12 protein-coding genes are annotated in these 13,710 nt (G+C 71.8%); 1 reads left to right on the top strand and 11 read right to left on the bottom strand.

Translation table 11 applies throughout. From position 1 onward, the window contains the following. Nucleotides 1-22: 22 nt before the first annotated feature. Nucleotides 23-781 carry an SDR family oxidoreductase gene (locus KV106_RS31175; protein WP_057590961.1) on the bottom strand — a complete coding sequence of 253 codons (759 nt, stop codon included), beginning with the start codon at nucleotides 779-781 and terminating at the stop codon, nucleotides 23-25. A gap of 128 nt (nucleotides 782-909) precedes the next feature. On the opposite strand from KV106_RS31175, the gene KV106_RS31170 reads away from it, so the two are divergent. Next, complete coding sequence (locus tag KV106_RS31170; protein WP_261215038.1) at nucleotides 910-1,797, top strand: LysR family transcriptional regulator; 888 nt, start codon at nucleotides 910-912, stop codon at nucleotides 1,795-1,797. A gap of 3 nt (nucleotides 1,798-1,800) precedes the next feature. Here the strand turns inward: KV106_RS31170 and KV106_RS31165 are convergent, their stop codons facing one another. The 10 genes from KV106_RS31165 to KV106_RS31120 form a co-directional block, all read right to left on the bottom strand. Further along, nucleotides 1,801-2,664, bottom strand: a complete 864-nt coding sequence (locus KV106_RS31165; protein WP_057590959.1) for an isocitrate lyase/PEP mutase family protein — start codon at nucleotides 2,662-2,664, stop codon at nucleotides 1,801-1,803. Then, complete coding sequence (locus KV106_RS31160; protein ID WP_261215036.1) at nucleotides 2,661-4,076, bottom strand: FAD-dependent oxidoreductase; 1,416 nt, start codon at nucleotides 4,074-4,076, stop codon at nucleotides 2,661-2,663. Before KV106_RS31160 ends, KV106_RS31165 begins: the two co-directional genes overlap by 4 nt. Then, nucleotides 4,073-4,687 carry a cysteine hydrolase family protein gene (locus tag KV106_RS31155; protein ID WP_261215035.1) on the bottom strand — a complete coding sequence of 205 codons (615 nt, stop codon included), beginning with the start codon at nucleotides 4,685-4,687 and terminating at the stop codon, nucleotides 4,073-4,075. Before KV106_RS31155 ends, KV106_RS31160 begins: the two co-directional genes overlap by 4 nt. Continuing rightward, entirely contained in the window at nucleotides 4,684-6,747 is a 2,064-nt protein-coding gene (locus KV106_RS31150; RefSeq protein ID WP_261215033.1) for a hydantoinase/oxoprolinase family protein, read from the bottom strand. Before KV106_RS31150 ends, KV106_RS31155 begins: the two co-directional genes overlap by 4 nt. Next, a complete protein-coding gene (locus tag KV106_RS31145; RefSeq protein WP_261215031.1) occupies nucleotides 6,744-8,438 on the bottom strand; it encodes a hydantoinase B/oxoprolinase family protein in 1,695 nt (564 codons plus the stop codon). The genes KV106_RS31150 and KV106_RS31145 overlap by 4 nt, the downstream gene beginning before the upstream one ends. Nucleotides 8,439-8,639: 201 nt before the next feature. After that, entirely contained in the window at nucleotides 8,640-9,608 is a 969-nt protein-coding gene (locus KV106_RS31140; RefSeq protein ID WP_057590954.1) for a Bug family tripartite tricarboxylate transporter substrate binding protein, read from the bottom strand. Nucleotides 9,609-9,645: 37 nt separating this feature from the next. Further along, nucleotides 9,646-10,971, bottom strand: a complete 1,326-nt coding sequence (locus tag KV106_RS31135) for an MmgE/PrpD family protein (RefSeq protein WP_261215028.1) — start codon at nucleotides 10,969-10,971, stop codon at nucleotides 9,646-9,648. After that, nucleotides 10,961-11,482 (bottom strand): LeuD/DmdB family oxidoreductase small subunit, encoded by a 522-nt coding sequence (locus KV106_RS31130; protein WP_261215027.1) that lies wholly within the window; start codon nucleotides 11,480-11,482, stop codon nucleotides 10,961-10,963. Before KV106_RS31130 ends, KV106_RS31135 begins: the two co-directional genes overlap by 11 nt. Continuing rightward, nucleotides 11,479-12,753: a 3-isopropylmalate dehydratase large subunit gene (locus tag KV106_RS31125; RefSeq protein WP_261215024.1), complete on the bottom strand. Its 1,275-nt coding sequence runs from the start codon at nucleotides 12,751-12,753 to the stop codon at nucleotides 11,479-11,481. Before KV106_RS31125 ends, KV106_RS31130 begins: the two co-directional genes overlap by 4 nt. After that, nucleotides 12,750-13,706, bottom strand: coding sequence for a tripartite tricarboxylate transporter substrate binding protein (locus tag KV106_RS31120; RefSeq protein WP_057590950.1), 957 nt, complete (start codon nucleotides 13,704-13,706; stop codon nucleotides 12,750-12,752). The genes KV106_RS31125 and KV106_RS31120 overlap by 4 nt, the downstream gene beginning before the upstream one ends. Nucleotides 13,707-13,710: the final 4 nt, after the last annotated feature.

Here is a 13,710-nt window from a genome sequence, read left to right as displayed (position 1 = left end):
TCCGCGCCATCCGGTGCGAGGATCAGAAGTCCTGCGCCACCGGCCGCAGCACCACCTCGTTGATGTCCACGTTCGCGGGCTGCTCCACCGCGTACACCACCGCGCGCGCCACCGAGTCCGAGGGGATCTGGCTGGCCTCGTAGAAGGCCTGCACGCCGGCGGCGGTCTCGGCATCGGTGGTGCCGAACTTCAGTTCGGACTCGACCGCGCCGGGCGAGACGATGGTCACGCGGATGCCGGTGTTGCCGACCTCCACGCGCAGGCCTTCCGAGATGGCGCGCACCGCGTACTTGGTGGCGCTGTAGACGGTGCCGATCGGCGTGAACACCTTGATGCCGGCGATCGAAGCCACGTTGACGATGTGGCCGCTGCCCTGCGCCTGCATGCGCGGCAGCACGGCGGCGATGCCGTAGAGCACGCCCTTGATGTTGACGTCGATGGTGCGATCCCATTCGTCGACCTTGAGCTTCTCGATCGGCGACAGCGGCATCACGCCCGCGTTGTTGACCAGCACGTCGATGCGGCCGAAGGCCTCGACGGTGGCGGCGGCGAGCCGCTCGAGGTCCTCGCGCTTCGCCACGTCGGTGGCGACCGCGATGGCCTCGCCACCGGCTTCGCGGATCTCGGCGACCACCTTCTCGAGGCGGTCGGTACGGCGCGCGGCCAGCACCACCTTCGCGCCGCGGGCGGCCAGGTGGCGGGCGGTGGATTCGCCGAGGCCGCTGCTGGCGCCGGTGACGATGGCAACCTTGCCGCGGATGTTGTCTTGAACGGAAGTCATGGTGTTTTCCTTGGGTGGGCGTTGAAGAACTTGAAGAAGTGCATGCAGTGTGGAAAATCCGGGCGTTCCCGTAAATGAAACTCTCACGACTTCAGAATTCCTGATTCAGGAACACTCAACCCACCCCCATGTCGAACCGGCTCGAAGCCCTGCGCGTGTTCTGCGCCGCCGCCGATGCGGCCAACTTCCGCGATGCCGCGGTGCGCCTGGCGGTCTCGCCGCAGGTGGTCACGCGCGCCGTGCGCGAACTCGAGGAGGAACTGGGCGAGCCGCTGTTCCACCGCAGCACGCGCGGCGTGCAGCTCACCGACTTCGGACGCCAGCTCGCGCAGCGCGCGCGCACCGCGGTCGGCGGCGTCGATGCGCTGTTCCACCGCACCGACCGGCGCGCGCTGTCGCAGCACGCGGGCACGGTGCGCGTCACCGCGCCCAACGTCTACGGCCGGCGGCTGATTCCCGAGGCGCTGGCGCCGATGCTGGCGGCGCATCCGGGGCTGGTGCTCGACCTGCGGCTGTCGGAGGAACATGCCGACGTGGTCGACGAGCAGATCGACATCGGCGTGCGCGCCGGCCCGATCCGCGATGCGCGCTTCGTCGCGCGCACGGTCGGGCGCATGCAGCTGCGCGTGGTGGCGGCGCCGGCGCTGATCGCGCGCACCGGTATCCCCGAGAACATCGAGGCGCTGTCGGGCTTTCCGCTCACCGCGCTGCTCGACCGCAGCGTGGGCCGGCCCTGGTCCTGGTTCTTCAGCAAGGGGCGGCAGATGCCGGTGGCGGCGCCGGCCTTCATCAGCGACGACGTGGAGGCCGAGTGCACCGCCGTGCGCGCTGGCCTGGGTTTCGGCCAGCTCGCGGGGCCGCTGGCCGAGCCGCTGATCGCATCGGGCGAGCTGGTCGAGGTGCTCGAGGCCGAAGCGCCCGAGTCCTGGCCGATCCATGTCTACCGCTCGCAGCGCGCGCCGGTGCCGGCGCGCGTGCGGCTGGTCTACGACGAACTCGTGCGCGCGCTGCGCTGAGACCTACTCGTACTTCTGTCCTTCGAGCATCAGCTCGGGCGTGCCGATCACCGCGTTGAGCGCATCGAAGTCCAGCATCTGCGGCCGCCACGGCTGCGTGGTGCGGTGGCGGTGCAGGCTCGCGTAGTAGCCCTGCAGCGTGTGCGTCACGGCGCGCGCCGTGCCGCCCGGGAAGATCGCGATGCGAAAGCCGTGCCGCTGCAGCGCGTCGGCATCCTCGATCGGCGTCTTTCCGCCTTCGACCATGTTGGCCAAAAGCGGAACGCGGTCGCCGAAGCGCCGGCAGGCCACGTCCATCTGCTCGGGCGAGCGCAGCGCCTCGATGAAGAGCGCGTCCACGCCGCAGGCGAGATAAGCCTCGGCGCGGTCGAGCGCGGCCTCCATGCCCTCGACCGCCACCGCGTCGGTGCGCGCGAGGATCAGGGTCTCGCTCGAGCTGCGCGCATCGAGCGCGGCCTTGAGCTTGCCGACCATCTCGCGCTCGGACACCACGGCCTTGCCGTCGAGGTGGCCGCAACGCTTGGGAAAGGTCTGGTCCTCGATCTGCACCATGGCCGCGCCCGCGCGCTCGAAGCCGCGCACGGTGCGCTGGGTGTTGAGCGCATTGCCGAAGCCGGTGTCGGCATCGACGATCACCGGCACGCGCACGCGCTCGGTGATGCGCGCCAGCGTGTCGGCCACCTCGGTGAAGGTCGTGAGGCCGACGTCGGACCGGCCGAGCCGCGTGTAGGCGATGGAGGCGCCCGAGAGGTACAGCGCCTCGAAGCCGGCCTGCTCGGCCACCAGCGCGCTGAGCGCGTCGTACACGCCGGGCGCGAGCACGATGTCGTTGCGCGCGAGCCGGGTCTTGAAAGAGGGATTCGTCATGCGGAGTTCGTCCTGGTTGGGATGGATGCGGCGAGCGTGCGCGCCGCGATGTAGCCGCCGGCCACGGCGCTCAAGAGGCCGTTGCCGGAGAGATAGCCCCAGACCGCGTCGCCCGACACGCCACCCGCCGCGCCGCCCGCGGCCAGCAGGTTGTCGAAAGGCGTGCCGTCGTGGCGCAGCACGCGCATGTCGGGTGCGATGTCGAGGCCGCCCTGGGTGTGGAACAGCGCGCCCGTGACCTTGACCGCGAGGTACGGTGCGTCGAGCCCGCGCGCGAACACGCGGCCATCGGGCGCGGGCGTGCCGGTGCGCATCGCGTCGAGCGTGGCCTGCAGCACCGCGGCCTCGCAGCCGATGCAGTCGGCCAGTGCGGCCACCGATTCGCAGCGCCGCACGGCGCCTGCCGCCTCGGCCTCGCGGAAATCGGGAAAGCCGCGCGCCAGCGCGAGCAGTGGCGCGTCGAACACGTTCCAGGCGATGCCGCCCGGCTGCGCGAGAACATGCACCGCGGCTTCGGAGTAGCCCTGGGTCTCGTCATGGAAGCGCCGGCCCTCGCGGTTGAGCTGCACGCCGCCTTCCATCATCACGGCCCAGGACATCAGCGCGCCCTGCGGCGTGACCCAGGAGCCATGGCCCTGGTAGCCGCCGAGGTCGCGCAGCCGCGCGCCCAACGCCTCGCCCCAGAGGATCGCGCTGCCGTCGTTGCCCACGTGGCCGCCGAACGCGGCCTCGGCCATCTCGGGCAGCAGCGCGCGCACCATCCGCGCATTGCCGCCGAAGCCGTTGCAGGCCAGCAGCAGCGCATCGCAGCCCAGCGTCTCGCGGTTGCCATCGGGGCGCGCGTACTCGACGCCGACCACGCGGTCGCCGTCATCGAGCACCAGCGTGTCGACCAGCGCCTGCGTCAGCACCGGAACGCCCGCCGCCTCGGCGGCCGACTGCAGCGCCGCCATCAGCGCGGCGCCGGTCTTCTGCTCGAGCGCATGCATGCGGTGCACACCATGGCCGGGATAAAGGAAGCCATCGAGCAGCAGCCACCGCAGCCCGTGCCGCGCCTGCAGCGCATCGAGCGCCGGGCCGATGGCCCCCGCATAGGCCGCGACCAGCGCCGGCGCCGCGCGGCCATGGGCCTTGGCCTGGATGTCGGCGGCGAAGCGCTCGGCGCTGTCGTCGAGCACGCCGTGCGCGCGCTGCGCGAGCGTGCCGGGCGCGGGGATGAAGCCCGAGGACAGCGCGGTCGATCCGCTGGGCAGCGCATCGCGCTCGAGCACCACGCAGTCCACGCCCGCATCGGCCAGCATCAGCGCGGCCGTGAGCCCGCAGGCGCCGCCGCCGACGATCGCCACCGGCACGCGCACCTCGGCCTCGACCGACGCCGCGCGGCGCACCGGTCGCGACGGGTTCGAACTCATGCGAGCGACGCGGCGAAGGCCGCGCAGTCCGTCACCTCGGCCACGTTGCGCATGTCGGCCAGCGAGGTCTGGTGGCGCTCCTCGCCGAAGGCCGCGCAGCCGTCGGCCAGCACCAGCGTGCGGTAGTCGCGCATGTGCGCATCGCGCACCGTGCTCGCGACGCCGCCGTTGGTGACGATGCCGCAGACCGCCACGGTGTCGATGCCCGCGCGGCGCAGCACCCAGTCGAGCTGGGTGTTGAAGAAGGCCGAGTAGGCGACCTTGCTCACGTTCACGTCGACCAGGCCGGACAGCGCGTCGACGTTGGCCTGGCCCCAGCTGCCGGGCGCGAAGTCGCCCCTGGCGAGGTAGGGGCGCAGCGCTTTCAGGTGCGGCGACACCATCGGCTCGCCCGCCGCATCGGGCCACAGCGTGAACTGGCTCGCCACCACCATGCCGCCCGCGGCCTTGAGCGCGCGCGCCACCGCGGCCACGCGCGCCGGCAGCAGCAGCGCCGGCGGGTTGGTGTCGCCGCCGCGCGCATAGGCGCCCCGGGCATCGAGGAAGTCGTTCTGCAGGTCGATGATGACCAGCGCGGTGCGTGCCGCGATCGGTTGCCTGGTTTCGCTCATGACAGCCTCACGAGAAGGTTGCCGTGCGCATCGACCTCGGCATGGAAGCCGGGTTCGAGCCACACGGTGGTGTCGGCCTGCTCGAGGATCGCGGGTCCCTCGATGCGCGCGGCCACCGGCAGCTCCAGGCGCGCATAGCGTTGCGCCTCGTGCCAGCGGCCGTCGTGGAACACGCGCTGCGTGCCCAGCGGCGTGGTGCTGCCCTGCCCCTCGGGCGCGAGCACCTTGAGGTCGAACTTGGGCCGCACACCGATGCGCGCATAGCGCAGGTTCATCACGCGGATCGCGATGCCCTCGAGCACGCGGCCGAAGGCGGCCGTGTAGCTGGCCTCGAAGGCGGCGCGGATGGCCGCGGCCGTGAGCGGCGCGCTGCCGAGCACCACGGGCAGCGTGTGCGTCTGGCCCGCGTAGAGCATGTCGAGCGCGATCACCTCGCGCACCTCCTCGAAGCGCACGCCCGAGGAATCGAGGCGCTGCTGGCAGCTCGCGGCCAGTTCGTCGATGCGACGCTGGACGTCCGCCACGTCGAGTTCGGCCAGCGGCTTGTTGAGGGTCTGCACCGCGTCGTGGCGCATGTCGGCGATCACGCAGCCCAGCGCCGAGGTCACGCCGGGGTAGCGCGGCACGATGCCGGTGGCCACGCCGACCTCGCGCATCATCGCGCACACGTGCAGCGCGCCGCCGCCGCCGAAGGGCATGTAGGCGAAGCGGCGCGGGTCGTGCCCGCGCTCGATCGACACCAGGCGAATGGCGCCGGCCATGCGTGCGTTGGCAACCGTGAGGATGGCCTCGGCGGCCGCATGCACGTCCAGGCCCAGCGGGCGCGCGACGTGTTCCTCGATGGCCTGGCGCGACTTCTCGCCGTCGAGCGCCGCGAGCAACCCGCCGCCCAGCGGCCGGTCCGCCGCGATGCGGCCCAGCAGCACGTTGGCGTCGGTCACCGTGGGGCGCATGTTGCCGCGCCCGTAGCAGGCCGGGCCCGGCACGCTGCCGGCCGACTCGGGGCCCACCTGCAGCATGCCGCTCGCATCCACCGAGGCGATGGAGCCGCCACCCGCGCCGATGGTCTCGATCTGGATCATCGGCGAGCGGATCACCATGCCGAACTCGATCGCGGTCTGCGCCGCCAGCGCGGCCTCGCCGTTGGCCACCAGCGAGACGTCGAACGAGGTGCCGCCCATGTCGCCGGTGATCGCGTTCGGAAAGCCGGCCGCGCGCGCGATGGCCGCGCAGGCGATCACGCCGGCCGCCGGGCCCGAGAGCGCGGTGCGCACCGGCAGGTCGCTCGCGGTCTGGCGCGACATCACGCCGCCGTTGCTCTGCACCACCAGCAGTTCGCCCGCGAAGCCCTGCGCGCGCAGGTCCGACTCGAGCCGGCCGAGGTAGCTGCCCACCACCGGCTGCAGCGCGGCATTGAGCGTGGCGGTCGAGCAGCGCTCGAATTCGCGGATCTCGGGCAGCACCTCGCTGGCCGAGGTGACGTGCGGATTCGGCCAGAGCTCGCGCACCGCCGCGACCGCGAGCCGCTCGTTCGCCGGGTTGGCATAGGTGTTGATGAAGAACACGCAGACCGCCTCGCAGCCGGCCTCGAGCAGCGCGCGCGCCTCGGCGCGCACCTGGTCGAGATCGACCGCGGTGTGCAGGGTGCCGTCGGCCAGCACGCGCTCGTCGACCTCGCGGCGCAGGTCGCGCGGCACCACGGGCAGGAAGCTGCCGCGCAGGCCCCAGGTCTGGGGCCGGTCGCGGCGGCGCATCTCGAGCACGTCGCGGAAGCCGCGCGTGGTGATGATGCCGGTGCGCGCCACCTTGCGCTCGAGCAGCGCGTTGGTGCCGACGGTGGTGCCGTGCACGATGGTGGCGATGGCCGCGGCCGAATCCGCCACGCGTGCCACGCCGTTCATGAAGCCGCGCGCTTCCTCGCCGCGCGTGGACGGCACCTTGACGATGCGCGCCGTGCCGTTCGCCTCGTCGAGCACGAACAGGTCGGTGAAGGTGCCGCCGACGTCGACGCCGACGACCAGGGAATTGCGGGGGTTGCGGAGGGTGTCAGGGGAGCTCATTCGGATGCCTCGTCCTTGTCGTTCTTGTCGTTGCCGGTCGTCACATAGCCCATCGCGCGGTCGGCTTCGCGCTGCGCCGCGGGCCGCTCGGCGGCCTCGCCCCAGCCGCCGCCGCCCGGCGTCTCGAGCCGCACGCGCTCGCCGCGCTCGAGCCGGATGCCGCGCATCTTCGAGACCATCGGCGGCACGTGCCACTCGCCCGCGTTCTCGTAGCGGAACACGTTGACCGCGCCTTCGCCGCCGCCCGCGATGCCCTTGGGCGGCGAGGTGCCGCGCTCGCCGAACACGAAGACCTCGGCGTCCCGCTCGAGCAGCTCGATCTCGTAGACGGCACCGAGGCCGCCGCGATGCCGGCCGTCGCCGCCCGAATCGGCGCGCAGCGACCATTCGGTGAAGCGCACCGGATAGGCGGCCTCGAGGATCTCCAGCGGCGGAATGGTCGCGGTCGAGATCGGCGCATTGCCGTGCGAGAGCCCGTCGCCGCCCGAATGGCCGCCATGGCCGCCGCCGAAGAAGCTGAACATCACCCAGCGCTGGCCCTCGCGGCCCTTGTCGCTGCGGTGGCCCGCGATCGACAGCGCGTTGATGGTGCCGTAGGCCTGCGCGACGGCGCGCGTGGGATCGGCCTGCGCGGCAGCGCTGAAGATCACGTCGATCATGCGCAGGATGGTCTCGGTGTAGCCGCCGACCGGGCGCGGGCGCTCGGCGCTGATCACCAGCCGGTCGGGGATATCGAAGTCCACCGCGTCGAGCACGCCGGCATTGGCGGGCACGTCGGGGAACAGGTGCTTGAGCGCGACGTAGCAGGCCGCCACGGCGGTGGCGCGCGAGATGTTGACCGGCCCCGCGCATTGCGCCGAGGTGCGCGAGAAGTCGAGCAGCAGCCGGTCGCCGGCCACCGTCATGTCGAGCGCGATGGTCAGCGGCTCGTTCGCGATGCCGTCGTTGTCGAGCAGGTCCTCGAAGCTGTAGCGGCCGTCGGGCAGCGAGGCGATGTGCGAGCGCATCAGCCGCAGCGCGCGGCCGCGCAGTTCGCCGAGCGCGTTCAGCACCAGGTCGTCGCCGTACTCGTCGAGCAGGCCGTTCAGCCGCTTCGCGCCGAGCTCGAGCGCCGCGAGCTGGCCGTTGAGGTCGCCCCACAGGCTGTCGGGCAGGCGCGTGTTGGCCTGCAGGATCGCGAGCACGTCGGCATCGAGCTTGCCGTCGCGCACGATGCGCACCGGCGGAATCTGCACCGCCTCCTGCCAGCACTCGGTGGCCGCAGGGTTGTAGTTGCCGGGCACCGCGCCGCCCACGTCGTGCCAGTGCGCGGCCGAGGCCATGTGGCAGTAGAGCTTGCCGTTGCGGAAGAAGGGCTTGACCAGCTTGAAGTCGTTGGCGTGCGTGCCGCCGTCGTAGGCATCGTTGCTGATCCAGATGTCGCCGTCCTTCATGCCGCCGCGCGGCGCGGCCGCGGCGACGGTGGCGCGCACCGCGAAGGCCATGGCGCCGACGAACACCGGCAGGCCCGACTTGCCCTGCACCAGCGTGTCGCCGCTGGTCGCGTCGTACAGGCCGTGGCAGGCGTCGTGCGCCTCGGCGATGATGGGATTGAACGCGCTGCGGTAGAGCGTGGCGTCCATCTCGTCGGCCACCTGCTCGAGGCGGCCGCGCAGCACGGCGAGCGTGACGGGGTCGAGTGTGTCGTTCATGTCAGTTGTCCATTGCACTGAGTGCCACTCGCATCGCAAGGGGCCGCGGAGGAGCACGAAAACGGGATCGGACTTCCGGACGCAGAGGACGCGAAGGTTCCGCAAAGGTCGCGAAAGAAAACCTCGAAAGTTTTCCTGGATCCTTTTTGCGGTCTTCGCGAAACCTTCGCGTCCTCTGCGTCCGGCTGTTCGTATTTCATTTCAATCCACCTTCGCTCCGCTGGTCTTCACGACCTTGGCCCACTTGTCGATTTCCTTCTTCACGTGGGCAGCGAATTCCGCCTGCGTGGAACCCACCGGCTCGGCGCCGAGCGCGGCCAGCTTCTCGCGCACCTCGGGCAGCTTGAGGATGCGCTGCACCTCGGCCGAGAGCTTGTCGACCACCGGCTGCGGCGTGCCCTTGGGCGCGAACAGGCCCGACCAGGCATCGGCATAGAAGCCCGGGTAGCTCTCGGCGATGGTCGGCAGATCGGGCAGCGAGGGCGAGCGGCGCAGGCTGGTGAGCGCGATCGCGCGCAGCTTGCCGGCCTTGACGTGCGGCAGCGCCGAGGGCAGCCCGTCGACCATCATCTGCACCTGGCCGGCCAGCAGGTCGGACACCGCGGGCGCGCTGCCCTTGTAGGGCACGTGCGTGATGTCGACGCCGGCCTCGGCCTTGAGCATCTCCATGCCCAGGTGCGCGGCCGTGCCGTTGCCCAGCGAGGCGTAGTTGAGCTTGCCGGGCTCCTTCTTCGCGAGCGCGACCAGCTCGGCCAGGTTCTTCGCGGGCACCGAGGGATGCACCACCAGCACGTTGGGCACCACGGCCACCTGGCTGATGGCGACGAAGTCGGCCACCGGGTCGTAGGGCATCCGGCTGTAGAGCGAGGTGTTGATGGCATGCGAGCCGGTCACGCCCATCACCAGCGTGTAGCCGTCGGCCGGGGCCTTGGCCACGAGGTCCGAGCCCACGTTGCCGCCCGCGCCCGCGCGGTTGTCGACCACCACGGGCTGGCCCCAGTGCTCGCTCATCTTCACCGCGACCAGCCGCGCCGCGGCATCGGTGGCGCCGCCCGGAGGAAAGGGCACGACGATGCGGATCGCCTTGTCGGGAAAGCCGCCGGCCTGGGCGGCGGCGACGAGCGGCAGGCACACGAGCAGCGTGCTGGCGAGGTAGCGCAGGAGTTTCATGGTGGGTGGGGCGTGAAGGTGGTGAAGAGGAATCGGGTCAGAGCCGTTGCCACAGCGCGCCGAGCGCGGTGTCGGCGGGCGCGTCGAGCACGTCGTCGCAGAAGGCCTGGGAGCGCGCGGGCGCGACGGACTGTGCTGCGTAGTGCTTGAACTTGGAGACCAGGGTCGCGCGGTCGAGCGGATGGCCGGCGTCGCCCGTGATGGTGGTCACGGTCTCTTCGTGCATGACGCCGTCGCGCGTCAGCGCGAGCGTGGCGCCACGCTCGCGGCGCGCCGTGAGGTCGGCATCGACCTCGAGCTCGACCAGCGCCTCGAGCCGGCGCAGCTCGGCGTCGTCGAAGCGCGGCACGGCATAGACCGAGGGATCGACATCGCCGAAGCGCAGCATCGCCGCGAGGCCGAAGCTCAGGCTGAACTGCGCCTGGATCGGCGTGCGCGGCGCGCGGTTGCCGCAATAGACGATCGCCTCCTCGTAGACCGTGAGCACGATGCGGCGGATGCCCGCGGTGTCGCCGCCCAGCCGTTCGCGGATGGCGCGCGCGGCGGTCGCGCCGTAGTGCACGTGGCGCACGGCCGCGAAGGGCTTGAGGTAGGCGTCGCGCAGCAGCAGCGTCGATGCATCGGGCAAGGGCTGCGCGGTGGCCGCCGCATGGTTCGCCGCGTAGTGGGCCAGCGCGCCCTCGGGCGCGTCGATGCCGGCCGCGCTCGCGAAGGCCGCCTGCAGCCCCAGCGAGGCGCTGTGGCCCAGGTAGGTGTTGCGGGCCGTGCGCCCCTGCGCCACCGGCAGGTAGAGGCTGGTGGCGAGCTGGCAGGCCGCGATGTCGATGGCCTGCACGATGGCCTCGGGCGCCAGGCCCAGCAGCCGCGCCGCGCCCGCCGCCACGCCGAGCGCGGGCCAGTTGGCATCGACGTGCATGCCGGGGCGGATGCGCAGCCAGGCGCCGCAGCGCGCGCCGACCTCGTAGCCGAGCACGAAGGCATCGACGAAGTCGCCGATGCTGGCATCGCGCCGCAGCGCGAGCGGCAGCAGCGCCGCCACCAGCGGCACGCCGGGCCGGCCGTGCGCGAGCGCGTGGCCTTCGCAGGCCTCGTCCCAGGTCGCGGCCATGGCGATGACCTGCGCGGCCGCCTGCACGGCCAGCGACGGGCCGGCGGGGAACGCGAAACCACCGGGTTCGCAGGCGGCGAGCGCGGCCTCGAGCCGGCGCACCTCGCCTGCCTGCCGGCCCGCGAGCGCGCAGCCGACCGTGTCGACCAGCAGCCGGCGCGCCTGCGCGGCGGCTTCGGCATCGGCCGGCCGCGCCGCATGCAGCGCCACCACGGCCTGCAGCACCGAGCGTCGTGGATCGATGTCAGGCGGCATCGGCTTCCTTCTTCGCCGCCATGCGACGGCGCAGCAGCGGCAGCAGGCCACCGGCCTCGACCATCTCGGTCAGGAAGCCCGGCACGGGTTCGCAGGCCAGCGTGCGCCCGTCGGCGCCGCGCAGCGCGGGCGTGCCGATGTCGAGCGCGATCTGTTCGCCGTCGTGCAGCGACTCGGCCTCGGCGCAGGTCAACAGCAGCAGGCCGACGTTGAAGGCATTGCGGAAATAGAGCCCGCTGTACGAGGGCGCGATCACCGCGGCCACGCCCAGCTGCACCAGCACGGCCGCGGCCTGCTCGCGCGAGGAGCCGATGCCGAAGTTGGGGCCGGCCACGATCACGTCGCCCGCTCGGACCTCGCGCGCGAACTCGGGGCGGATGGCTTCGAGGCAATGCTGCGCGATGCGGTCGATGCCATGCTTCATCGCATGGCCGGGCGCGAGCGCGTCGGTGTCGATGTCGGCGCCCAGGCGCCATACCCGGTGCAGACGGTGCAGGTCCCGGTCACTCATGCCAGCACCTCGCGCGGATCGGTCACGCAACCACGCAGCGCGGCGGCCGCCACGGTGTAGGGCGAGCCCAGGTAGACCTGCGCGGTCGGCGAGCCCATGCGGCCCTTGAAGTTGCGCGCGGTGGTCGAGATGACGGTGATGTCGTCGCCCATCGGATCGCCATAGCCCGAGCAGGCGCCGCAGGCGGTGGGGAACAGCTCGGCGCCGGCCTCCATCAGCACCTGCAGCACGCCCTCCTCGCGCGCCTGCTCCTGGTCGCGCAGGCTCGCGGGCGCCACGATCAGGCGGATGCCGTTCGCGACCTTGTGGCCGCGCAGCACCTGCGCGGCGGCGCGCAGGTCGTCGAGCTTGGCGCCGGTACAGGCGCCGATGTAGGCCACGTCGACCGGCGTGCCGACGAAGCGGCTCACGCCATGCGCATTGGCCGGGCTGTGCGGCGCGGCCACGTGGGGTTCGAGCGTGGTGGCATCGAAGCGATGGTCCGTGAGCGCGGCATCGGCGTCGGTGAACCACGGCGCCATGTCGACCGGCGGCGCGCCGGCACCGGCCAGGAACGCGGCCGTGGTGGCATCGGGTGCGATCAGCCCGGCCTGCGCGCCGAGCTCGGCGCTCATGTTCGAGAGCGTCATGCGCTCCTGCATCGACAGCGCGACCACGGCCGGCCCCGCGAACTCCACGGCCTGGTAGCGGCCGCCGTTCATGCCGAAGCGGCCGATCATGTGCAGCATCATGTCCTTGGCGGTCACGCCCGCGGGCAGCGCACCGTCCCACCACATGCGCAGGGTCTCGGGCACGCGCAGCCAGATCTCGCCCGTGACCACCACGCCGAGCATCTCGGTGCTGCCGACGCCGAACATGTAGGCGCCGAAGGCACCGCCCGTGGGCGAGTGCGAGTCGCCGCCCACGCACAGCATGCCGGGGCGGATGTGGCCGTGCTGAGGCACCACCACGTGGCAGATGCCCTGGCTGTCGTAGACGTGCGGCAGTTGCTGGTCGCGCGCCCAGTCGCGCGCGATGCGCACGATGCGGCGCGAGTCGTCGTCGCGCTCGGGCACGTAGTGGTCCATCACGAGCACCACGCGCGAGCGGTCCCAGATCTGCGCGCCCAGTTCCTCGAGCATGGGCTGCAGGCGGCGCGGTCCCGAGGAGTCGTGGAACATCGCGAGGTCGACGCCGCAGGTCACGATCTCGCCCACCGCCACCCGCTCGCGGCCGCTGGCGCGCGCGATGAGCTTCTGCGCCAGGGTCTGTGCTGAAGCCGTCGAGGTCATTCGGGCTTGGCTCCCGAGAACTTGACCACCTTGGCCCAGCGCACGATCTCGCTCTGCACGAAGGCCGAGAACTGCTCGCTCGAATTGCCGACGGGAATCGCGCCCTCGATCTCGAGGCGCTGGCGCATGTCGGCCTGCTGCAGCGCATGGCGCGCGGCATCGCCGATCTGTTTGATCCGCTCGGCGGGCATGCGCGCGGGGCCGAACAGGCCGAACCAGGCGCTCGACTCGTAGCCGGGCAGCGCCTCGGCGATGGCCGGCACCTCGGGGAAGGCCGGCAGCCGCTTCGCCGTGGTCACGCCCAGCGCCTTGAGCTTGCCGGCCTGGATGTGGGCCTTGACGTTGCCCACGGCCGCGAACATCAGCTGCACCTGGCCCGCGAGCACGTCCTGTACCGCTGGCGAGGTGCCCTTGTAGGGGATGTTCACGATGTCCACGCCCGACTGCATCTTGAAGGCCTCGCCCGCCATGTGCAGCGAGGAGCCCACGGCGCCGATCGCGAAGTTGAGCTGGCCCGGCTTCGCCTTGGCGAGCGCGATCAGCTCGCGCACGTCCTTCGCGGGCACCGAGGGATGGGCCACGAGGATCGAGGGCGAGGTCGCGACGCAGGTGAGCGCGGTGAAGTCCTTGACCGGATCGAAGGGCAGGCTCGGATAGAGCGTGGCATTGATCGCATGGCTGGTGAAGCTCATCAGCAGCGTGTTGCCATCGGGCGCGGCCTTGGCCACGGCATCGGCTGCGATGTTGCCGCCCGCGCCGGGCTTGTTCTCGACGATGACGTTGCGGCCCAGCGCCGGGCCCATGCTCACGGCCAGCGAGCGCGCCAGCGTGTCGGTGGAGCCGCCCGCGGGCGCGCCGACCAGGATGCGCACCGGCGCGCCGCCGATCTGCGCCAGGCTGTGGCCGGCCCATGCCGCGGCCAGCGACGAAAGGAGGATGTCGCGTCTTTTCATGTGT

It is taken from the genome of Variovorax endophyticus, assembly GCF_025376855.1.
Classification (GTDB): domain Bacteria; phylum Pseudomonadota; class Gammaproteobacteria; order Burkholderiales; family Burkholderiaceae_C; genus Variovorax.
This window is presented reverse-complemented; position numbering and strand designations above follow the sequence as displayed.